This is a genomic window from Lebetimonas sp. JS032, from assembly GCF_000523315.1.
GTDB lineage: Bacteria > Campylobacterota > Campylobacteria > Campylobacterales > Nautiliaceae > Lebetimonas.
Genome location: NZ_ATHS01000001.1, coordinates 1,442,546 through 1,464,261, shown reverse-complemented (window position 1 = coordinate 1,464,261; position 21,716 = coordinate 1,442,546). Strand labels below are relative to the sequence as shown.

Below are 21,716 nucleotides of genomic sequence, written 5' to 3'. Positions count from 1 at the left end.
TGTAAAAATCTTTTAAGGAATATTTAGAAATCGGCTATTATCCTTTTTATTTTCAAAATGAAGATAAAGTTTCATATCTTTTGAAATTAAAAGAGACTATAAATGTAGTTTTAGAAGTTGATATTCCTGCAATATCTAACATAAAATTTACAACAATTAGAAAATTCAAAAAACTAATAGAATAAAAATGGATTTGCCAAAAAGTAAAGGTGATTTTGTAGTAAATGAATATACTTTTGAGATTGGTGGTAAAAATAAAACAAAAAAACAGATAAAAAATTTAGAATATGCTTATATAGTAGGGCTATTCGGATTTTTGTATTAACATTATCATATTTTATTGACTTTGTTTTATCTTACAATTTTTTTTTCAAAAAAAGTAAGAAACAGTATTATTTACAATATTATTAAAACTAAAAATTTTCCTTCACCAATTAAGTTTGGACGTAGTAGTAGGTGGGTAGAGGAAAAAGTGGAAGAATGGATAAATTATTACATAAAAGGATAGACAAATGAATAAAATTAAATTTGAAACAACTAAAAGCGATTATTTTTTCCCTTCTTTCGATTCTTAAAAGTTACTTATCCAATGTGTCTTACATCCTCAATAAAACTAAAGAAGAAGTTGCAGCGGTTTCAATATTATTTTTAGCAAATGCTATTAATAATAAGTTATTAGTCCAATAGCTGAGCCTGGTTCGGGGAAAAGTCCTTTAATACGATATTATACAAAATTTTTAATAGAAGCAGAGAATAAATATAATCAAAATAGAGAAGAAAATCTCTTTAAAAGATTCGACATTACATATAAAAAACTTTGGAATCGGAATAATTGCAAATATTCAACCTTCTTTATTTAAAAAACATTTTTATAATTTGGAAGAATAAATGATACTATACTACAAAATATGCAAGAGTTATTTTTTAGATTAACTAATCCAAATTTGTCTCAGTATTTTTCAACGAATATTATAAAATTTTCACCATTTATAAATAGTTTTTTATTTGAACTTTTGAATAACAAATCAAATATTTCTTTTAGGAATGTGATACAAAATATTTATCATCTTCACAATAATGAGGATTTTATAGAGATGTTCTATATTAAAATGCTTTTTACCACCTAACTCACCTTGAGCTATAATAGTCGTAGATTTATGTCCTATCATTTCAGCTAATTGTAGCTGAGTAATGTTTTTACTTTCTCTAATTTTTTTTACATTTTCACCAATTTTTTTATATACTTCTTTCAAATATTACCTTTTTAATCTTTTTTAAAAAAAACAAAAAAAATAATTCACGTCCATGGGTTGTTACGTTTTCTGGTGGAAAAGATTCTACTACAGTATTGCATCTTACAATAGAAATGCTTCTTGAGTGAAATAAAAATATTAAAATTTACTTGGAAAAGGATATCCAGCACCAAATACCTCATTTAGATGGTGTACAGAAAGACTAAAAATAAAACCAGCAACAAAATATTTAACTTCTTTAGCACAGAAAAAAGAGAATTAAATTTCATAGGTTTTACTAAACACAATAGTGTTCCAAATGCTTTTACTTTTTCTCCTATAAAAGAATGGAAAAATGAGGAAGTTTGGACTTTTTGGACACACGAGGACATGATGAAACTAAAATCCACAAGACCCAAGCTGTGGCAAAACAAGATTTGGATGTTGGGTATGTACAGTAGTAAATAAAGACAAATCAATGGAAAATATGCTTGATACAGAAGAATGGATGAAGCCGAAGAGAATTGCTGCAAAATTTACTTGAAATAGAAAATCAATGAAGAATTAATTCAAATATGCTATTGAAATAGCTAAAAATTTTGGAAGAGATATTAATTATTACTCCTTTAACGCATTAGAAGATGATGAAAAAGAGTTGGCATTTAAACATAATCTAACTCCAAGCTTTATAAATAAGCTACGCAAAAGGATTAATTAGAAAAAATATATATAAACATTTAGATGAAGTAATAACAAGCTTTGCTAAAGGTAAAATAGATGTTAATTAAGAATATTACTTAAAATTGGTAACAAATATATATCATTACTACAAAAAAAGACCAATTTTAAAATTGATGAAATATATGACCAAACAATTCAAGATTTAAAAAATTTATTAAAAAAATATATTTAAAAAATCTTTAGATGAAAACACTCTACAAAAACTTAACGAATTAGAAAACGAAAAAGAAAACTTAAAACAAATAATAGAAAGTCTCGAAAAGAGATATAAATTGTTAAAAGAAACCTTTTAAAAACTCCTCTTTTAGAAAAAATAGGAATTAATAAAGATACAATGAAATTGTAAAGATTTTTGATGAAGTGTTTTTAAAAGAGAAAAAGGGTTTTATTAGTAGTAGCAATATTTTGCCTTTATTAGATTTTGAAAAAATAGATTAATCAAAAGCATCAAATACTGACCTATTTGAAGAAATTTATAATATTCAAAAAGAGATATTCCAATTAGAAAATGATATAAAAAACTTAGAAAATGACCTTTTTAACAGCAAAGAAAAATTGATAAATATAAAAAGAGAGATAAAACAAATCTCTAAAATGTATAAATGTATTAAAAGAAATAAAATTATCTCTTAAATCAAAAAAAAGACCAAGACTTCAAAAATTAATAAATGAGAAATTTCAAATGAAAACAATGAAAAACTATCAGTCCTCTCAGCATCTTCTGGGCAAAAACAAATTATTGCCACTTCTTTAATTTGGGGAGTAAGTGAATATTTAGGAAAACCAAATATTAATTCTAAAAGAATTTTATCCTAATGCTTCAAAACAGGTAATAATGCTTCCTACTCCTAGTGAACTTAGGGCTGAAGAATTTGAACTTTTAAATAAGCATATTTCAGATAGATATTGCTTAACTCCTACATTACCAAAGGTTAAAACAAAAATTGCAAAATTAAGGCTTACAATTAGATTTGCAATATTTATTTCTTTATCAATTATCTAAACCATTTGCAAATAAAAAACAAAGATGTAAATACTGATTTTAAAAATGAAAAAGAATTAGAAAAATCTTTAAACCAAAATAGTAATATTTTTGAATGGCTTAAAGAAGAGTTTTTAGTTTTTAGGCCATAAATCTTTTATTTCGAGACCGTTCAAAATTCCGTGTCAACTGAGGAGATTATATCATAAGTTTAAAGCATCATCTAATCTACCTTCAAAGAAAATAGCAAGTTGAGATAAAGTTAAAGTCCAATTTTTAAGAGACCGTTCAAAATTCCGTGTCAACTGAGGAGATTATATCATAAGTTTAAAGCATCATCCAGTCTTCCCTCAAAGAAAATTGCCAGTTGAGAGAGTGTAAGATTCCAGTTTTTAATAGGCATAGTCCATTTTTTCTCTGCATTTTGTATACCCATATATAAGAGTTTGAGTAAGCTATTTTCATTAGGAAAAGCACCTTTAGTTTTAGTAAGTTTTCTGAATTGTCTATGAACCGATTCAATAATATTAGTTGTGTATATAACTTTTTTTATATCTTGAGGATATTTAAAATAATTAGATAAATTATTCCACTTGTTTCTCCAGGATTTAATGACTATAGGATACTTATTCCCCCATTTTTCTTCAAGTCTATCAAGTTCACTTTCGGCTTGTTCTTTGTTTATTGCCTGATATACTTTTTTTAAATCTTTCATAAACTCTTTTTTATCTTTAGAAGCTACATATTTTAAAGAATTTCTAATCTGATGAATTATACATAACTGAACCTCTGTTTTTGGAAATATTGAATTAATGGCTTCTGGAAATCCTTTAAGTCCATCTACACTTGCAATAAGTATATCTTTTACTCCTCTGTTGTTTAAATCAAATTTGCTCCTTCACTTTCACTTAAATAAAGTCCTAAAATTTCTTTTTTACCTTGAATATTGATACCTAAAATTGTATAAACCGCTTTATTTACATATTTCCCATCTTCTTTAATTTTATAATGAATTGCATCCATAAATACAAATGGATATATACTCTCTAAAGGTCTTGATTGCCACTCTTTGATTTTTGGTATGATTTTATCTGTTATTGTATTTATTGTAGAGGATGAAATAGAAATTTGATAAAGCTCTTCAATATGTGATTTTATATCTTTGTAGCTCATTCCAAGTGCATATAATGATAATATCTTCTCTTCTATTTTTATTGTTGTTTGATGTTTTTTTACTATTTGAGGCTCAAATCTACCTTCTCTATCTCTTGGGGTAGCAAGTTCAAATTCTCCTGATGTTGATTTAACTGTTTTCCTGTTGTAACCGTTTCTTCTATTTCTTTTACCTTGTAAAACTTCATCTGCAATATGAGATTCAATCTCTGCTTCAAGTGCAGCTTCTACTAATTCTTTAATTAATGGAGCTAATACTCCATCTTTCCCACCTATCTTTTTACCTGCTAATAAATCTTTTACTGCTTTGTCAAAATTAAATTTCTCCATGTCAGTCCTTTCATTTTTAGTATTTTACCTTGACTGACACGGAATTTATAACAGTCCCTTTTTTACCAATTGACATCTCCTTTTTTTAAAAATTTTTTAAATTTTTCAAATTCTATTTTTAATATAATTCCATCACTTTCCATTGCACAATTAGCAGGATATGGTATTTTTTCAAAATTTGCAAGTTCCGCTATAAGTGAAGGTGCAAAAAACTTATGAATAATAAGTTCGTTTCCTTTATTGTCAACCTTATACACTCTTGCAATTCCTTCTATTAAAAGATGTAAATAATGAGGTTCTTCTTTTTCATAAAAAACTATATCTTCTTTTTTAAGGTTTTTTACAATAATAAAATTCTTAATTTCATTAATATCTTTATCATCTAAATTTTTAAATAAAAATATCTCTTTGAAATTCATCTCCTGCCTTTATGTTATCTGGTATTTTCTAAGTTCTTCTTCACTAATTCCCTCAATCAATCCTAATTTTTGTAACTTTTCTATAACTTTTTGATCCACATCAACATCTGGCGGCCATTCACGTTTAAATCCGTCAAGCTTATTTTTATTTGTCACGTCAATTCCTATTATTTCATCTATCCAGACATCACGCAAAGCGTCAATATTGTTTGTCACCCTCCACACAAGCATATAAGGATTATCTATTTCATTTGTATCAGTAAATACAACTATTCTTAAATTATTTTTTATTTTTTCTTTTTTAAACTTAATAACACAAATGGGGTTTTTCGTATCAGTAAAATATTGTTTAACTTCTTCAATTAAAGGTTCAATTTCTTTTAATTTTTCTAATAATTCTTCATCGCTTAAAATATTCAATTTTCCATTTTCCATTTTCCATTTTTCCTGTGGCGTCTATTCCAAGTTTTCCGCCGACCAGTTCTTCAATGCTTGAATGGTCAAGCTCATCAACTATTCCTTTTGAAATTAAAATTTTTTCTTTATCAAAATTATTTAAAATATAACGGGTTAAATTTTTATAATCCCTAAGCGCCGGTGCCCCATCCCCCACAAAAACGGCATGTTTCACAAAACTCATCTGTCCCGTTCCCCATAAAGAGTGCATTATTTGAAGAGAATGTCCCGGGTATCTTGGAGCAATTTTTGCCAAAATCAGATTATGAAAAACTCCGTTTTCAGGCATTGCATAATCAATTAAATCAGGTGCCGTAGTTTTTATAAGAGGCAGAAAAATCCTCTCGGTTGCATACCCCATATATTTGTCTTCCAAAGGGGGTTTACCAACAACTGTAGCATAATATACAGGGTCTTTTTTTGTAGTAATAACCTCTACATTCATAACAGGAAAAGGCTTTTTAAGCGTATAATACCCGGTATGGTCTCCAAACATACCTTCAATTTCCATTTCATTCGGATTACACCATCCTTCAATTACTATATCCGCATCTGAGGGCACTTCCAAATCATTGCTTATGCATTTCACAAGTTTTGGATTTTCTCTTCTTATAAATCCATAGAGCATAAGTTCAAATATCCCGGGCGGCATTGGGGCCGTTGCGCACCATGTATAAAGAGGGTCTCCCCCTATTGCAATACTTACAGGCATTTTAAGCCCCGCTTTTTTATATTCCCAAAACAGATGTGCGCTGTCTTTATGAATCTGCCAGTGAAGTCCAAGTCTTTTATTATCATATATCTGAAGTCTGTACATTCCGACATTTCTGCTCTCTCCGTCAATACTTTTTGTATAAACCTGCCCCATTGTTATAAATTTACCGCCGTCAAGAGGCCAGGTTTTTAAAATCGGCAAATCATTCAAGTTTACCGCTTCTAAATTCAGCATTAGGATAAAATTCTTTTAAAATTTCGGCAGTTTCTTTTGCACGTGTTGCTTTTGAAGTAATTATAAAATTTATTACAGGATAAATGTTTTTAACGGCCTTAAAAAATTCTTTTGCCCTGATTTTTCCTTTTTCTATCAGCGGCCTGTCAAAGTCATGTCCTCTAAACTCATACTTTTCCATCGCCAAAGAATGTCTGATAAATAAAAATTTTTTCATTATACCCTCCTTAAGAGTACTCCCGTTAAATAAAGCGAATTTGGGATATTCAAAATATACGGATGGTCAACATCCTGTTTAAGAAATTCGACAACTTCCAAATTGCATTTGTTTATTATACTACTACTTAACGCCAAATCCAACAAATCTTTTGAATTAATGGCATTAGAACAGCTAAAAAGTGCCAAATATCCATTATTTTCAAGAATATTAAGCGAATTTACAATTAAATATTTCCATCCTTTAAGCGCACCTCTTTTAGCTTTTTTATTTTTTGCAAATGCCGGAGGATCAATTATTATTAAATCATATTTCTCTTTTTCATTTTCCAAAAATTTAAATACATCGGCTTTTATTATTTCATAATTGCTAATATTATTTAATTCGCAGTTTTTTTCTATCTGAGAGCAGGCCAAGGCGGAAATTTCTACAAATTTAGTAAAATGGGCGTTTGCATATATTCCAAATCCACCTGCATTGGAAAATAAATCCAGCGTTTTTTTATTACCATATTCACCTACTGTTTTTCTGTTTTTTCTCTGATCAAGAAAAAACCCTGTTTTTTGACCTTCTTTTAAATTGGTTAAAAATTTTTTATCATTTTCAATTATCAAAAATTTATCATCCACATTTCCAAAAAGAGTTTCATTTATAATTTCTAATCCCTCTTTTTGCCTTATTTTATCACCTTTTTCATATATGCCTTTTGGATTTAACAAATCTATTAAAATTTCAATAATAACGCCCTTAAAATTATCCATTCCGGCAGTTGTAAAAGAAACAGCAAGATTATCTCCGTATTTGTCTACGATAAGTCCAGGCAGAAAATCCGCTTCTGAGTGTATAAGTCTAAGAGAATTAGAATGAAATTTTTTCTCCAAACTTAACATAATATTTTTACTATTAAAATCAGCACCCCTGTTTTTTAAAGCTTTTTTAATTCTTTCATAAAAAAATTCCCTCTCAATTTGTGTTTTTTCAAAACTTATAACCCTTGCACTGATCTTACTCAAGGGATTTATAAAGGCAGTTGCCACATATTCTCCGTTATAAATCAAATCGGCAACACTTCCTTTGTCGCAATCGGGAACATTTACCAGTTCGTTTTTATAAACCCATGGAAATCTTTTTTTTAATTTTTGGAAAGCCTCTTTACTTATTTCTACTTTCATACATTAAACCTAAAATGCATTACATCACCGTCTTTTACAATATAATCTTTCCCTTCCAGCCTCATAACCCCGGCTTCTTTTGCGCCCTGTTCACCATTATATTTTATAAAATCCTCATAACTTATAACTTCGGCCCTGATAAATCCTTTTTCAAAATCTGTGTGTATTACTCCGGCCGCCTGAGGGGCTTTTGTGCCTTTTTTAATCGTCCAGCTTCTGACTTCAATTTTTCCTGCCGTAAAATAACTTATCAAATTTAGTTTTTCATACGCTTTTTTGATAATCTGATCAAGTCCGCTTTCGCTTGCCCCCATACTCTCTAAAAATTCTTTTCTTTCCTCATCGCTCATTCCGACCATTTCTTCTTCTATTTTCGCACATAGTTTTATTACTTCCCTGTTGTTTTTATTTGCATATTCTTTCAGGGCTTTTACATATTCATTATCCTCAGCTAAGCCCTCTTCATCAACATTTGCCCCGTAAAATATTTCTTTATTTGTTAAAAAACTGAGCTCTCTTTCAAGTATTTTAAAAGCGTCTTCATCTTTTTTTGGAAAAGTACTGACCGGATTTCCCTCAGCCAGCCATTCCATAAGCTCCTCGGCTAACTCAAGCTGGGCTTTAGCTTCTTTAGAACCTTTTGCCTGTTTTTGGAGTCTTTCTATCCTTCTTTCAAGAGTCTGAATATCGGCATATAAAAGTTCCTGTTCTATTATTTCCACATCCCTTATGGGATCTACGCTGTTTTCCACATGAATAACATTAGGGTTTTCAAAACATCTGACCATATGCAAAATTATATCTGTCTCACGAATATTTGCCAGAAACTGGTTTCCAAGACCCTCACCTTTACTTGCGCCTTTGACAAGTCCTGCAATATCTACAAATTCTATGGTTGAATATTGAATTCTATTTGGATTTACTATTTTGGCAAGCTCGTCAATTCTTTCATCCGGTACAGGAACTATAGCTTTATTAGGTTCTATTGTACAAAACGGATAGTTTTGAGCTTCTGCATTTTGTGTTTTGGTAAGTGCATTAAACGTGGTAGATTTTCCAACATTAGGCAGTCCGACAATTCCAACTTTCATATATATTTTCTCCTTAATTTTTATGAAATTATATCTTATTTTAATTATTTTTTATTTTGAAAAAATAAGAAGGAGAATCAAAGAGATTTTAAGTAGTTTATAAATGTATCAACCCCGAATCCGCTTGCACCGTAAGGATTAAATCCCCACTCTTTTTCTACAAATGCCGGTCCGGCAATATCCAAATGAGTCCATTTGTCTTTGTTTTTTACAAACTCACTCAAAAACACTCCAGCAGTAAGCGCACCGCCGTATCTGCTTGAAGCTATATTACAAATATCGGCAATATTGCTCTTCAACAGTTTTGGCAAATATTTATTAAACGGAAGATATGCAAAATGTTCACCGGCCAATTGTGCATTTTTAATAATATTTTCTATTTTTTCTTTATTAAAGCCCATAACACCTGCTGTATATTCTCCAAGGCCTACGACACAAGCTCCTGTAAGAGTTGCAAAATCATAAATTTCATCATATTCTTTAATTTCCTCATCGGCGTAACACAGACAGTCAGCCAAAACAAGTCTTCCCTCGGCATCCGTATTTCTGACTTCAATAGTTTTTGAGTTTTTTGCCTTTAATACATCATCTGGTTTATAAGCATTTCCTCCTATCATATTTTCAGCCGCACCCAAGATGGCATGCACTTCTATATCGAGTTTAAGCTCACTTACAGCTTTTATAATTCCAAGAACTGTAACTGCACCTGATTTATCACTTTTCATAGTTACCATATAATCGGCTGGTTTTAAACTTAACCCCCCGCTGTCATAACATAACCCCTTACCGATTAATACAATTTTTCTTTTAGGATTTTTCGGTTTATATGTTAAATGAATAAGCCTTGGAGGGTTGGAGCTGGCTTTTCCTACGGCATAAAAAGCATGATATCCGTTTTCATATAAATAATTTTCATCATAAATTTTACATTCAAGTTTATTTTCTTTTGCAACATCTTCGGCAATTGCTGCAAGTTTAGGCGGAGTTATTTCATCCGGAACAGAATTAATGACATCTCTTACAAAATTTATTGTATTTGCTCTTATTTTTGCTTCTATAATTAAATCAGCATATTCTCTTTTCGAATTAATTGCTATTTTTTTAACCGGATGCTTTGCCTTCTCATTTTTATATTTGTCAAATTCATAATCTCCTAACATAAATCCTTCAAAAAAGGAAATTAAAATTTCTTCTTTTTTGGTATTTGGAGGCGTAATTTCCACACTTTCAAATTTATATTTTTTAAGAGATTTAATAATACTTGCCGTTGCAGTTTTTATATTTTCGGCATTGATTTTTTCAATTCCGACATAAATTCTTTTTTTTTCAGCCAAAACCAAAACTTCGCCGTCTTTACCATTAAAGCCATATTCTTCAAATTTTTTTGTTCCGTTTATAATAATTTCTGCTTTAACTTGACCTTTTCCTTTAATAAATTCCATTTAATCCTCCTCTTTTTTATTTAAATACCAAAGAAATGAAAACAATATTATTACAAAAGCTACACCTAAATACCAATGATGTTTCAAGAATTTTAAAATTGCCAAAATCTCCTCGCCGAATATATAACTTGGTATTATTGTAACACTTGCCCAGACAAATGCACTAAATAAATTAACCAAAGCAAATTTCTTTGCATCATAATTCAAAATACCTATTGTCATTGGAATAATCGTTCTCATCCCGTAAATGAATCTTTGTATAAAAACAACCCAGATGCCATATTTCTTAAGAAGCAGTTTTGCTTTTGCAAATTTTTTTCTGTGCTGTGTTAACTCTTTTAAAATCCATTTTCTGTTAAATCTCCCAAGATAAAAATATATCTGGTCTCCGCTGAATCCCCCAAATGTAGCGACAATAATGGCAAGCTCCAGATTCATATCACCCATATGTGATAAAACACCTGCCATAACAAGACCGGTTTCACCTTCAAATATACACCATATAAATAAAATTATATATCCGTATTGTTTAAGAAGATAAATTAAATTCTCTTCACTGAAAAATTCTTTTATGGAATGTAAATCAAAAGCCCAAATAAAGCTTATAAACAGTGTTAAGATTAAAAATTTTTTCATTAAATTTCAAACTTCAAAATTTTTTTTGCACTCATCATATCCTTATCTCCCCTGCCGGAAAGATTGATAATGACTATTTTATCTTTTATATTCTCTAATTTTTTTAAATAAGCTACAGCATGCGAACTTTCAAACGCCGGAATAATTCCCTCTTTTTGACTTAACCATGCAAAAGCATCCAAAGCCTCTTTGTCTGTTATATAATCGTATTTAATTCTTCCGGCTTCATAATGAAATGCATGCTCCGGCCCGATTCCAGGGTAATCAAGGCCGGCTGAAATGGAATAAGCTTCTTTAATCTGTCCTTCCTCATCCTGAAGGAGATAACTCATCTGGCCATGTAAAACTCCGGGTCTTCCGGCGTTTAAACTAGCTCCGTGTTTTCCGCTTTCAATTCCAAGCCCCCCTGCCTCAATTCCAATACACTGGACATTTTTTTCTTCCAAAAAATGCGAAAAAACACCCATGGCGTTGCTTCCTCCCCCAATACATGCTATTACGTAATCGGGAAGGGAGTTTTCCTTTGCCAAAATCTGGGCTTTTGCTTCATATCCTATTATAGCCTGAAAATCCCTAACAAGCATAGGATAAGGATGGGGACCCGCAACAGTTCCTATTACATAAAAGGTATCCCTTGCATTACTTACCCAATACCTTATTGCTTCATTCATAGCATCTTTTAATGTTCTGCTGCCGCTTTTTACAGGATGCACTTTTGCACCCAAAAGCTCCATTCTAAAAACATTGAGTTCCTGTCTTTTTACATCTTTTTCACCCATAAAAACATCACATTCAAGTCCGAAAAGTGCCGCAGCAGTTGCTGTTGCAACACCGTGCTGACCGGCACCCGTTTCTGCAATTACTTTCTTTTTACCCATTTTTTTTGCAAGTAACACCTGACCTATGGTATTGTTTATTTTATGCGCACCTGTATGGTTTAAATCTTCTCTTTTTAAATATATTTTTGCATTAAGCTCTTTACTTAAATTCCCAGCATAATATAAATTTGTGGGACGCCCGATATATTCTTTGTAATAATAATCCATTTCTTTCCAAAAATTTCTATCAAATCTCACACTCTTATAAAAATTTTCCAATTCTTCAAGAACAGGCATTAATGTCTCAGGTACGAATTTTCCTCCGAATTTGTCAAAATGCCCTCCTTTATCAGGATCATATATAGGTTTTGGAATATACATTAATTTCCTTTTTTAATTTTTAACTTTTAAAAGCGAATCCACTTCAACTCCAAGCTCTCTTAATCTTTTTGCCCCATCTAAGAATTCAAGTTCTATTAAAAATGCACAAGCTTCTATTTTCCCCCCGATTTTTTGAATAAGTTTTACAGCCGCTTCAGCGGTTCCGCCTGTTGCGATTAAATCGTCAACAAGTAAAATTTTCGGATTTTGACATTCTCTAAAAGCGTCAATATGAATCTCTATTTCATCAAATCCGTATTCCAATGCATATTTTTCACTGACAGTGGTAAAAGGAAGTTTTCCTTTTTTTCTAAGAGGGACAAAACCTTTTTTAATAGCATAAGCTATTGCCGAACCGAAAATAAAACCTCTGCTCTCAATCCCGCATACAAAATCGACATCTTTATATTTATCTGCAAAGTAATCGATAACCTCGGCAAAAAGTTCCCCGTTATTAAGCAATGTTGTGATATCTTTAAAAATTATTCCTTTTTTGGGATAATCAGGAATATTTCTTACAGATTTTTCTACTTTTTTAGCCAGTTTGTTTTTCATTTTTTTTGCCTATTTTACTTTTTCCAGATAATCACCCGTACGTGTATCGACTCTTATTTTATCACCCTCGAGAATATGGCAAGGAACTGTCACAACAGCCCCTGTTTCGAGTGTTGCGGGTTTTCTGCATGCCCCGCTTCTGTCTTTGTTGCTTACAGGCTGTGTTTCAATTACACTAAGTTCAACACTTCCTGGAAGCTCAACACCTATAACTTTTCCGTTATGAAATAAAATGTCCACCTCCATTCCGTCTAAAAGAAACTGTTTACTTTCTTCAAAAACACTTACATCCACCGGAATCATTTCATAAGTGTTTGTATCCATAAAATAATAAATATCCCCCTCATTATAAGAATATTGATATTTTTTTCTTTCAAGATGGGGTTCATCAGCTTTGTCCCCCGCATGAAATGTTTTTTCTATCACCCTGCCGTCAATTAAATTTTTGAGTTTTGTTCTTACAAACGCCGCACCTTTTCCGGGTTTAACATGATGATATTCAACTATTTTATAAGGTATTCCGTCCAGTTCTATATTTAAATATTTTTTTAAATCATTCATACTGTATGCCATATTTTCTCCTTAAATTTCTGCAAAAGCCACACTTAAAGCGGCTTTTAAGTTTCTAAGTTCATTTAACACATCCTCATTAACATGATTATCTACAATAATAACAGCCATTGCCTGAGATTTTTTATTTCTTCCCAGTCTGAAATCGGCAATGTTTATTTTATTTTTCGCAAGAGTCTTTCCAACTTCACCTATTACTCCGGGTACGTCGGTATTTTTAAAGAATATCATTTTACCTTTAGGTTCAAATTCCAAATCAAACCCTTTAAATTCAACAATTCTCGGATATTTGTCAAGCATTGTGCCGCTTATGGAATATTCCCCGTCATCAGTAATTATTTTTATATTGATAAAATTTTTATAAGTGGGGTTTTTAATTTCTTGTGTTTTTAATTCAATTCCTTTTTCTTTGGCCAAAAATTCAGCATTTACATAATTTACGCTGTCTGTGATGTTTTTAAGAAGCCCCACTACTGTAAATGTTAAAACAGATTTTTCTTCTTTGGCGATATCCCCGCTTAAATTTACTTTTACTTTTTTGATTGATTTTTTAATTATCTGAGAAAGGATATATCCCATTTTTTGGGAGAGTTCAAGATATTTAATAATCCATTCTGGTGTATTTGCCGTATTAATAGGAAGATTAAGGGCATTAGGATAACTGCTGCCCCTGAAGGCTTCTATAATGGCTTCAGCGGCCTGGGTTGCGATTCTTCTCTGTGATTCTACGGTATTTGCCCCTATATGAGGTGTAACAGATGTGTTTTCTAGCTCAAAAAACGGATGGTTTGTAGGCGGTTCTTTTTCAAAAACATCTATTCCAAGCCATCTTATTTTACCTGATTTCAATCCTTCGTAAACATCTTTTTCATTATATAAACCCCCTCTGGCACAATTGATTAATACCACCCCGTCTTTCATTTTTTCAATTTCTTTTTTTGTAATCATATTTATTGTTTCAGCTGTTTTAGGAGTATGGATTGTAATAAAATCACATTTTAATATTTCCTCAAAATCGGTTGTATAATTACAACCTAAATCTGTTGCTTTGCTTGGATCGATATAAGGGTCATATGTAATTACTTCCATTTCAAGTGCTTTTGCCCTGATACCTACCCTGCTTCCTATATTTCCAAAACCTATAATTCCGAGTTTTTTACCTGCAAGTTCAATTCCTAACCATTTTTCCCTGTTCCAAACATGCTCTTTTTTCAAGTTCCATACAGCATTTGTAAAACTTCTTGCCCCTGCAAATAAATGAGCCATTGTAAGTTCAACTGCTGCCAATGTGTTTGCCATAGGGACATTCATAACAATAATACCTCTTTTAGAACAGCTTTTGATATCAACATTATCAACCCCGACCCCCGCTCTTACAATTGCTTTTAATTTTTTAGCTGATGTAAGAAATTTTTCATTTACAGGCGTTGGACTTCTCGTAATTACACCCTCAGCATCTTCAATTACATTTAAAAGTTCATCTTTCGGTGTTTTACTTGCATCAACGAGTTCAATATCTTTTGCTTTTTTTAGTATTTCAAATCCGGCTTCGTGAATTGGATCGCAAATTACTACTTTCATTTAAATCCTTTTTATTATTTTTTGTAATTTTATCGGAAAATTATAATTTTTAAATAAATTCAATATATTTTCAGCTTCTTTTAAATTTTTAAAAATTACATAAACTGAAACATTTTTTTGTTTAATCATTGAATAAGGAACTTTTTTGGTTTTCAAAATTTCCAAAACATTAAAAAGCGAAAACCTGTCTGTACCTTTTATTATTATTTTATATAAAATAACTGTTTTTATTTTTTTAAAATCAATTTTTTCATATAAAACCCTTGCGGGAAGGGCATTATATTCAAAATTAGAAATTTCAGGAAATTTTTCAGGTTTACTTGTCTTAATTTCAACTTTTTTTTCTTCATATTTTTGCCAAATAAAATTTGGTTTTGAAATTTTAACATAAGTTAATACAAGCAAAGAAAAAATTAAAACGCTTAGCAAAGAAATTATTATTTTCATTCAGCAAGCTTAATTTTATCTCCGTTAAGTTCTATAATTTTACCTTGGAATTCATCTCCCACATTATATTCATTTTTCATATCTTCTTTTCTAACCAGTGCTTCAACATCTCCTAAATCTACAAAACTTCCAAAATCAGTAATATGTTTGACTTTTCCTTTTACATTATCTCCAATTTGATAATTTTTTGCAAATTCTTCATAAGGATTTGAAAGAACATCTTTTCTTGAAACAATCACTTTATTATTTTCCGGCTCTATTGTAATTACTTTTACTTCTATTTCATCGCCGATATTTAACACATCGCTTGCTTTTTCGCCTTTTTTAAAACTTACAAATTTATTTGGTAGAAGAACACTTATTCCGTCTATTTCAACAAAAGCACCTACATTTATAAATTTTGTAACAACACCTTTTAATATGTCGCCTTTTTTATATTTTTTTGAGAATTCTTCGGCAGGTTTATCCAAAAGGTTTTTTCTGCTGACTCTCAGTTTTTCTTCATCAGTATTAATTTCTACTATTTCAACATCTATTTCCTGCCCCAGAGTTAAATCATTCATACCGTCCCAGTTAATTTCACTTATATGCAAAAATCCCTCAGCCCCGTTTCCCAAATCAACAAAAGCGCCGTAATCTGTAATATGTGAAACACTAACTTTTACAACATCGCCTTTATTTAAATCTTTAATTTCTTCCCAAGGGTTAGGCAGGGCTTTTTTAATGGAAAATATTCTTCTTACAGGGTCAACAAGCATTACTTCAACATCATCTCCGACACTAATATATTTCTTATGGTCTATTTTTTTATAAAAAATTTCATCTTTTGGAACAAAACCGCTGATTCCGTCTATATCTATTACAAGACCGGAATTTTTAACTTTTGTAACATTTGCAGATATTATTTTGTCTTTTAAGCTCTCTAATTTTTCTTTTATTTCATTTAAATATGCTTTTCTATCAACTACAACAGAATTTTCTTTAAATTCTTTTACCTTTGCTTTTACCTTTTTACCGATTACACTTTCATCTTCTTTAAGACCGCTTAGGCTTTTTGGCAAAAATATTTCAGTATCGTCTATATGGGAAATAAATCCGCCTTTTATTATTTTTTCCACATTAAATTCAACTACATCACCGATATTCAATTCCATGTTACTTCCTTTATTTTTGAGATTATTTTTTCTACCAGCCATTCCGGAGTCGAGGCACCGGCACTGATTCCGCAAAGCTTTTTTCCTTTAAACCACTCGGGGTTTATTTCTTTTTCATTTTCTATTAAATGGCTCTGGGCATACTCTTTTGCAATATTATATAACTGTTTTGTATTAGAAGAGTTTTTACCACCTATAATTATCATTATATCCGCATCTTTTGCAAGAGCCCTTACAGCATCCTGATTTTCAAATGTTGCATTACAGATGGTGTTGAACACCCTGACTTCTTTATAATTTTTTATTAAATAATCAGTAATTTTTAAATAATCCTGAATTTTTCTTGTAGTTTGTGCAACCGTCGCTATATGCTCTTTAAGTTTTATTTTTTTAAGTTCATCAATATCCAGCACAACAAAAACCCTATCATGAACGCTGTAACTCATAACACCTTTTATTTCAGGATGATTGATATCCCCGAAAATTACTATATCATATCCAAGTCTGCTCATCTCCTTCACAATTTCCTGGGGTTTTTTAACAAAAGGGCATGTGGCGTCAATTATTTCTACTTTTTTTTCTTTAAGCTTTTGTAAATCTTTTTTCGGAATACCGTGGGTTCTCACAATCACCCTTTTTATGTTTTTATCTATTTTATCTATAGAATCAACATAATTTACATTATAATTTTTAGCAAGCCTTTTTATTTCAAGTGGATTATGGATAAGCGGACCGAGTGTTACGGCATTTTTAGAATTTTCGGCAATTTCAACCGCTCTTTTTACACCAAAACAAAATCCGTAACTTTTGGCTTTTTTAATCAGCATTTTCCACCCTGAACTTAGCTATTTTATTAAACAGATTAAAAAAATTAGGAAAAGATGTGTTTATACAATCAATATCAATAATTTTAACAGGACACAAAAGTCCCAAAATTGCAAAGCTCATGGCAATTCTGTGGTCTCCGAACGAATTTACGGTTCCGCTTTTTGGAAAAGAACCCATTATTTTATACCCGTCTTCAGATTCTTCTGCCTCTATTCCTAAATTTTTAAGATTTTTTACAACCGCTTTGATTCTGTCCGTTTCTTTAACCCTGAGCTCTTTTGCATTTTTTACCTCACTCTCACCCTCGGCAACTGCCATAACAATACTTAGTGCAGGAAGCTCATCTATCAGCCATGGTATATTATTGCTAACTTCTACCGCTTTTAAATTATCGCCTTCGACTATAATATCCCCAATGGGCTCGTATTTATTCTCTTTTAAAATATATTCTATATTTGCTCCCATTTTTTTAAGAATTTCATAAGCCTCAGTTCTCGTAGGATTAAGTGTAACATTTTTAATAACTGCTCTTGATTTGGTTATAGCGGCGGCTACGGCAAAGAAAAAAGCGCTGCTCGGGTCATTTGGAACTTCAATGTCAAGAGGTTCTAACTTGCTTTCAAGCGGATTGATTTCAATTTTCAATTTTCCATTTTCCATTGTAGAATTTATATCTGCTCCCATACCTTTTAGCATTCTTTCCGTATGGTCCCTGCTTAAAAACGGCTCCCTGTAAACAGATTTGCCGTTTGCATTGAGTCCGGCCAAAATAAGAGCGGATTTAACCTGGGCGGAAGCTATTTTACTTTCATATACAAAATTTTTGAGTTTATCGCCTCTTACGGCCAAAGGAGCCAAATTACCACCCTCTCTTCCGTCTATTTTTGCGCCGATACTTCTTAAAGGATTGGCTACCCTCGCCATAGGACGGCGTCTTAGGTATTTATCTCCTGTTAATACAAAAAAACCGTTGATTCCGGCTAAAAGCCCCATATATATTCTTATACTGGTTCCCGAATTTCCACAGTATAAAACATCGTCGGCTTCTTTTATCCCTTTTGGGGCACTTATAAGTATTTCATTATTATCATCTTTTATTTCGGCCCCGAGGGCTTTTGCGATAGAGAGCGAATTTAAAGTATCTTCGGCCCTTAAAAAATTTTTTATTTTGCTTGTTCCTTTTGTAAGCAAAGAAAAAATAGCACATCTGTGAGAAATTGATTTATCAGCATCTACAATAAATTCTTCATTAAATCTTTTACCTGCAACCACTTCTAAATTCATCTTAAGCTAAAACCTTTTTCTTCCAATTTTTTTATTATTTTTTGCATTATATCATTTATTTCATTGTCTGTTAAGGTTTTTTCACCCTGAATAACAAATCTGATAGTAAGTGAGTTACTTTTTCCTAAATCATAAATATCTATAGGATAAAAATCTATTAATTCTTTTATATTCAAATTATCTATTAATTCAAATATCTGTTTGTATGTAATATTTTTATCTGTAACAATGGAAAGGTCTCTGTTTACTTTTGGAAATTTATTGATAATTTTCGCCTCTTTTTTTGGTCTTTTCAATTTATTCAAATCAATTTCCGCAAAAACTGTATCTTCAATATCAAATTCTTTTTGTACTTTTGGATGCAACTTTGCCACTACTCCAATTTCTTTCCCGTCTTTTATGATTTTTGCATTTTGATAGGGATGGGCTAACGGATGAGAATCATTTTGCATTAATTCAAATTCCCATATTACAGAAGAGAGTTTCTCAATCATATCTTTAAATTCAACTTTTTTTGGTTTTCCCTGATTGGTTATGTTTTCAAATTCTGCATTCGAGCTGATAACATAGGCTGCTTTTGTTAATTCGACTCTGTTTTTATTATAAACGCTTCCTATTGTAAATAAATATATTGATTTATATCCGTTTGCCCTGTTCCTTTTAATATCATCCAAAAGCTGCAAAAGCAGAGTGCTGCGCAGTGTTGAAAGTTCATTTACAATAGGGTTGGCCAAATCAAACTTTTCATCAACAACTTCAAAACCATATTTTTTTAATCTCTCTTTATCATCAAACACAAAATGAATCGCTTCATAAAATCCGAGAGAAACAGATTTTAATTTTAATTCGTTTATAAAATCAATTTTGTTTATAACATCGTTTAATCTGTTTTTTTCTTCAAAATTTAAAGGTGAAGATTTTATTTCATCTATTCCGTATATTCTTAAAACCTCCTCGGAAATATCCTGAATATTTTTTACATCCGCCCTGAATTCTGGAATTTTTACCCTGAATGTCTCATCTCCTATTATTTCAATGACAAACCCGAGTTTTTTTAAAATTTCGACAATTTTTTCTTCCTCTATATTCTGACCGATAATTTCGCAAATTTCTTTACTTGAGACATTTAAAACAAGCGGTTTTTTCTCCGTTATAAAATCTATTTCAGATGAATATACTTTTAAATTACTCTCTTTTATAAAATAATCCATACCGATTTTTAAATCAGGCTCACTGCCCCTGCTCGCTTTAAAAAAATATTCATCGGTTTTGAGTTTATTAACAAATACAATTTCGCTTACATATTCAGGGTCTATATAGTTGGCGTCAATAATAAATTGAGAGGGATTTTCAAGTTTTATATCGTTTTTAATTCCGACCTGATATTTTCCGCTTTGGGTTTTTAATTCGTCAACACCGTTATTTTCTTCAAAACTGCCGTTAACGTCCGATGCAACCAAAAGCACCCCTGTGGCATGCATTGAATATTTTATAAGTTCATCAAGATCGTTTTTTGCTTCTATTTCGCACAAACTCAGCCTGTATTTAATTTTAAGATTACTTTTAACACTTCCCTGAAAAGCTTTAATTAAATGTGAAGAATGCTTAATATCTGTTTTTTCAAATTTTACAATTCTTCCTATACCTTCGGGTATTTCTTCATATGTAAATTCTTCGGAAATTATATTTTTGTTAAATGCGGCTGCCAGTTCCCTTGCTATTCCGTATATAGAAAAGCAGTCTCCCCTGTTGGCGGTAATTCCGAGTTCTATTATTTCATCGTTTAGATAATTTCCGGCATATTCGCCTTTTTTGAGTTCCCCTAACGAATTATCCAAAACCAGTATTCCTTCATGAAAATCCGGAAGACCAAGCTCCCTTGCCGCACAAATCATTCCGTTTGATTCAATTCCTCTAAGTTTTGCTTTTTTTATTTTAATTTCAGGCAGAGATGCCCCGACTTTTGAAACAACAACAAACTGACCAGCAGCCACATTTTTTGCACCGCATACAATCTGAAGTATTTCTTCCCCTACATCAACTTTACATACATTTAATTTATCTGCGTTGGGATGTTTAACGCAATCAATTACTTCCCCTATTACCACATTTTCAGGAATCTCTATTTTTTTATAACCTTCTACTTCATTTCCTATTCTGTTAAGTGCGGTTATAATATCTTCGGTTGATATACCGTCTAAATTTATAAATTCTTCCAGCCATTTTCTTGTTAGTTTCATTTAAACTGCTCCATAAGTCTTATATCTCCTTCATACATACTTCTTAAATCATTTATCCTGTTTATAAGCATTGCAAATCTTTCAACACCCAGTCCGAATGCATATCCGCTTACATCTTCATACCCCACGGCTTTAAATACATTCGGATCAACCACTCCGCATCCCAAAACTTCAAGCCATCCGGTATGCGAACATACCCTACATCCTTCGCCTTTGCAAAAAATACAGCTTATATCCACTTCTGCACTCGGTTCCGTAAAAGGAAAAAAAGAGGGTCTAAATCTGACTTTTACATCTCCGAACATATGTATTAAAAAACTTTCAAGTATAAATTTTAAATTTGCAAAACTAACTTTTCCTTTTTTATCCACCACAAGCCCTTCTACCTGATGAAACATGGGAGTGTGTGTCAAATCGTAATCCCTTCTGAAAACGGCTCCCGGACTTATTGCTCTGATAGGAGGTTTTTGAGAAAGCATTGTTCTGATTTGTACAGGGGAAGTGTGAGTCCTGAGCAGTTTTCCGTCGTTAAAATAAAAAGTGTCCTGCATATCGCGGGCGGGATGGTATTTAGGAAGATTTAACGCCTCAAAATTATGAAATTCATCTTCTATCAAAGGACCGGTTTCAACGGAAAAATTCATTCTTGTAAAAAAATTAATAATTTTATTCATTGTATCCGTAATCGGGTGAATCGCCCCTGTGGTTTTTGGAGAATACAAACTTACATCTATTTTTTCAAGTTTCATTTTTTCTTCAAGCAGTTTAACTTCTAGTTCCACTTTTTTATTTTGAATCAAATTTATGGTTTTTTCTTTTAATTCGTTAAGTTCTTTTGCTACTTTTTTTCTTTCTTCTTCGTTTAAATTTTTCAGTTTTTTAAATTCCTGTGTAATAAGACCATTTTTACCTAAATATTTAACTCTTAATTTTTCAAGTTCATCCAAATTAAGAGTGTTTTTAATTTCGCTTAAATCCACTAAAGCTCCTTAAAATTTTTGGATATAATACCAAAAAA

Annotated in this window: 20 protein-coding genes and 2 pseudogenes; 3 read left to right on the top strand and 19 right to left on the bottom strand. The window is 31.3% G+C overall.

Annotation, left to right across the window (positions count from 1 at the left end; translation table 11 throughout):
- Positions 1-187: 187 nt before the first annotated feature.
- Both DZ65_RS10755 and DZ65_RS11545 read left to right on the top strand, forming a co-directional pair.
- Positions 188-325 (top strand): hypothetical protein, encoded by a 138-nt coding sequence (locus tag DZ65_RS10755; protein WP_156920234.1) that lies wholly within the window; start codon positions 188-190, stop codon positions 323-325.
- Positions 326-340: 15 nt separating this feature from the next.
- Positions 341-508, top strand: coding sequence for a helix-turn-helix transcriptional regulator (locus DZ65_RS11545; protein WP_369792326.1), 168 nt, complete (start codon positions 341-343; stop codon positions 506-508).
- A gap of 517 nt (positions 509-1,025) precedes the next feature.
- Here the strand turns inward: DZ65_RS11545 and DZ65_RS0108145 are convergent.
- Positions 1,026-1,253 carry a helix-turn-helix domain-containing protein gene (locus DZ65_RS0108145; RefSeq protein ID WP_024791531.1) on the bottom strand — a complete coding sequence of 76 codons (228 nt, stop codon included), beginning with the start codon at positions 1,251-1,253 and terminating at the stop codon, positions 1,026-1,028.
- Between the two features lie 1,555 nt (positions 1,254-2,808).
- On the opposite strand from DZ65_RS0108145, the gene DZ65_RS10750 reads away from it, so the two are divergent.
- A complete protein-coding gene (locus DZ65_RS10750; protein ID WP_156920233.1) occupies positions 2,809-2,976 on the top strand; it encodes a hypothetical protein in 168 nt (55 codons plus the stop codon).
- Between the two features lie 298 nt (positions 2,977-3,274).
- Here the strand turns inward: DZ65_RS10750 and DZ65_RS10135 are convergent.
- The 18 genes and pseudogenes from DZ65_RS10135 to pheS all read right to left on the bottom strand — a co-directional run bounded on the left by DZ65_RS10135 (position 3,275) and on the right by pheS (position 21,678).
- Positions 3,275-4,458 (bottom strand): annotated as a pseudogene (locus tag DZ65_RS10135) (IS256 family transposase).
- Positions 4,459-4,520: 62 nt separating this feature from the next.
- Positions 4,521-4,877, bottom strand: coding sequence for a Crp/Fnr family transcriptional regulator (locus DZ65_RS0108125; RefSeq protein ID WP_024791529.1), 357 nt, complete (start codon positions 4,875-4,877; stop codon positions 4,521-4,523).
- Positions 4,878-4,886: 9 nt separating this feature from the next.
- Positions 4,887-6,264: pseudogene (locus tag DZ65_RS10130) on the bottom strand (menaquinone biosynthesis decarboxylase); the annotation flags it as partial.
- Positions 6,251-6,499: a phosphoglycerate mutase family protein gene (locus tag DZ65_RS0108115; protein ID WP_024791528.1), complete on the bottom strand. Its 249-nt coding sequence runs from the start codon at positions 6,497-6,499 to the stop codon at positions 6,251-6,253. The pseudogene DZ65_RS10130 and the gene DZ65_RS0108115, both read right to left, overlap by 14 nt.
- Positions 6,499-7,671 (bottom strand): class I SAM-dependent rRNA methyltransferase, encoded by a 1,173-nt coding sequence (locus tag DZ65_RS0108110; protein WP_024791527.1) that lies wholly within the window; start codon positions 7,669-7,671, stop codon positions 6,499-6,501. The genes DZ65_RS0108115 and DZ65_RS0108110 overlap by 1 nt, the downstream gene beginning before the upstream one ends.
- Complete coding sequence (gene ychF, locus DZ65_RS0108105) at positions 7,668-8,768, bottom strand: redox-regulated ATPase YchF (RefSeq protein ID WP_024791526.1); 1,101 nt, start codon at positions 8,766-8,768, stop codon at positions 7,668-7,670. Before ychF ends, DZ65_RS0108110 begins: the two co-directional genes overlap by 4 nt.
- Before the next feature lie 71 nt (positions 8,769-8,839).
- Positions 8,840-10,204, bottom strand: coding sequence for a leucyl aminopeptidase (locus tag DZ65_RS0108100; RefSeq protein WP_024791525.1), 1,365 nt, complete (start codon positions 10,202-10,204; stop codon positions 8,840-8,842).
- A complete protein-coding gene (locus DZ65_RS0108095) occupies positions 10,205-10,840 on the bottom strand; it encodes a DedA family protein (protein WP_024791011.1) in 636 nt (211 codons plus the stop codon).
- Positions 10,840-12,039 carry a tryptophan synthase subunit beta gene (gene trpB / locus DZ65_RS0108090; protein WP_024791010.1) on the bottom strand — a complete coding sequence of 400 codons (1,200 nt, stop codon included), beginning with the start codon at positions 12,037-12,039 and terminating at the stop codon, positions 10,840-10,842. Before trpB ends, DZ65_RS0108095 begins: the two co-directional genes overlap by 1 nt.
- Positions 12,040-12,051: 12 nt before the next feature.
- Positions 12,052-12,594: an adenine phosphoribosyltransferase gene (locus tag DZ65_RS0108085; protein WP_024791009.1), complete on the bottom strand. Its 543-nt coding sequence runs from the start codon at positions 12,592-12,594 to the stop codon at positions 12,052-12,054.
- A 9-nt stretch (positions 12,595-12,603) separates the two neighbouring features.
- Positions 12,604-13,167: an elongation factor P gene (efp, locus tag DZ65_RS0108080; RefSeq protein WP_024790226.1), complete on the bottom strand. Its 564-nt coding sequence runs from the start codon at positions 13,165-13,167 to the stop codon at positions 12,604-12,606.
- Positions 13,168-13,176: 9 nt separating this feature from the next.
- Positions 13,177-14,745: a phosphoglycerate dehydrogenase gene (serA, locus tag DZ65_RS0108075; protein ID WP_024791008.1), complete on the bottom strand. Its 1,569-nt coding sequence runs from the start codon at positions 14,743-14,745 to the stop codon at positions 13,177-13,179.
- Entirely contained in the window at positions 14,746-15,192 is a 447-nt protein-coding gene (locus tag DZ65_RS0108070; RefSeq protein WP_024788122.1) for a hypothetical protein, read from the bottom strand. It lies immediately after the preceding gene.
- Positions 15,189-16,346: a S1 RNA-binding domain-containing protein gene (locus DZ65_RS0108065; protein ID WP_024791007.1), complete on the bottom strand. Its 1,158-nt coding sequence runs from the start codon at positions 16,344-16,346 to the stop codon at positions 15,189-15,191. Before DZ65_RS0108065 ends, DZ65_RS0108070 begins: the two co-directional genes overlap by 4 nt.
- A complete protein-coding gene (locus tag DZ65_RS0108060) occupies positions 16,337-17,173 on the bottom strand; it encodes a 4-hydroxy-3-methylbut-2-enyl diphosphate reductase (RefSeq protein WP_024791524.1) in 837 nt (278 codons plus the stop codon). Before DZ65_RS0108060 ends, DZ65_RS0108065 begins: the two co-directional genes overlap by 10 nt.
- Complete coding sequence (gene aroA / locus DZ65_RS0108055; RefSeq protein WP_024791005.1) at positions 17,163-18,458, bottom strand: 3-phosphoshikimate 1-carboxyvinyltransferase; 1,296 nt, start codon at positions 18,456-18,458, stop codon at positions 17,163-17,165. Before aroA ends, DZ65_RS0108060 begins: the two co-directional genes overlap by 11 nt.
- Positions 18,455-20,698 (bottom strand): YtpR family tRNA-binding protein, encoded by a 2,244-nt coding sequence (gene ytpR / locus DZ65_RS0108050; RefSeq protein ID WP_024791523.1) that lies wholly within the window; start codon positions 20,696-20,698, stop codon positions 18,455-18,457. The genes aroA and ytpR overlap by 4 nt, the downstream gene beginning before the upstream one ends.
- Positions 20,695-21,678 carry a phenylalanine--tRNA ligase subunit alpha gene (gene pheS / locus DZ65_RS0108045; RefSeq protein ID WP_024791522.1) on the bottom strand — a complete coding sequence of 328 codons (984 nt, stop codon included), beginning with the start codon at positions 21,676-21,678 and terminating at the stop codon, positions 20,695-20,697. Before pheS ends, ytpR begins: the two co-directional genes overlap by 4 nt.
- Between the last annotated feature and the right edge of the window lie 38 nt (positions 21,679-21,716).

Coding starts and splice junctions, on each gene's coding strand:
- serA (WP_024791008.1), bottom strand. CDS start 14,745: ATGAAAGTAGTAATTTGCGATCCAATTCACGAAGCCGGATTTGAAATA.
- DZ65_RS0108095 (WP_024791011.1), bottom strand. CDS start 10,840: ATGAAAAAATTTTTAATCTTAACACTGTTTATAAGCTTTATTTGGGCT.
- DZ65_RS0108110 (WP_024791527.1), bottom strand. CDS start 7,671: ATGAAAGTAGAAATAAGTAAAGAGGCTTTCCAAAAATTAAAAAAAAGA.
- DZ65_RS0108115 (WP_024791528.1), bottom strand. CDS start 6,499: ATGAAAAAATTTTTATTTATCAGACATTCTTTGGCGATGGAAAAGTAT.
- DZ65_RS0108060 (WP_024791524.1), bottom strand. CDS start 17,173: ATGCTGATTAAAAAAGCCAAAAGTTACGGATTTTGTTTTGGTGTAAAA.
- ytpR (WP_024791523.1), bottom strand. CDS start 20,698: ATGAAACTAACAAGAAAATGGCTGGAAGAATTTATAAATTTAGACGGT.
- trpB (WP_024791010.1), bottom strand. CDS start 12,039: ATGTATATTCCAAAACCTATATATGATCCTGATAAAGGAGGGCATTTT.
- DZ65_RS0108100 (WP_024791525.1), bottom strand. CDS start 10,204: ATGGAATTTATTAAAGGAAAAGGTCAAGTTAAAGCAGAAATTATTATA.
- DZ65_RS10755 (WP_156920234.1), top strand. CDS start 188: ATGGATTTGCCAAAAAGTAAAGGTGATTTTGTAGTAAATGAATATACT.
- DZ65_RS0108070 (WP_024788122.1), bottom strand. CDS start 15,192: ATGAAAATAATAATTTCTTTGCTAAGCGTTTTAATTTTTTCTTTGCTT.
- efp (WP_024790226.1), bottom strand. CDS start 13,167: ATGGCATACAGTATGAATGATTTAAAAAAATATTTAAATATAGAACTG.
- aroA (WP_024791005.1), bottom strand. CDS start 18,458: ATGAATTTAGAAGTGGTTGCAGGTAAAAGATTTAATGAAGAATTTATT.
- DZ65_RS10750 (WP_156920233.1), top strand. CDS start 2,809: ATGCTTCCTACTCCTAGTGAACTTAGGGCTGAAGAATTTGAACTTTTA.
- DZ65_RS0108125 (WP_024791529.1), bottom strand. CDS start 4,877: ATGAATTTCAAAGAGATATTTTTATTTAAAAATTTAGATGATAAAGAT.
- DZ65_RS0108065 (WP_024791007.1), bottom strand. CDS start 16,346: ATGGAATTGAATATCGGTGATGTAGTTGAATTTAATGTGGAAAAAATA.
- DZ65_RS0108085 (WP_024791009.1), bottom strand. CDS start 12,594: ATGAAAAACAAACTGGCTAAAAAAGTAGAAAAATCTGTAAGAAATATT.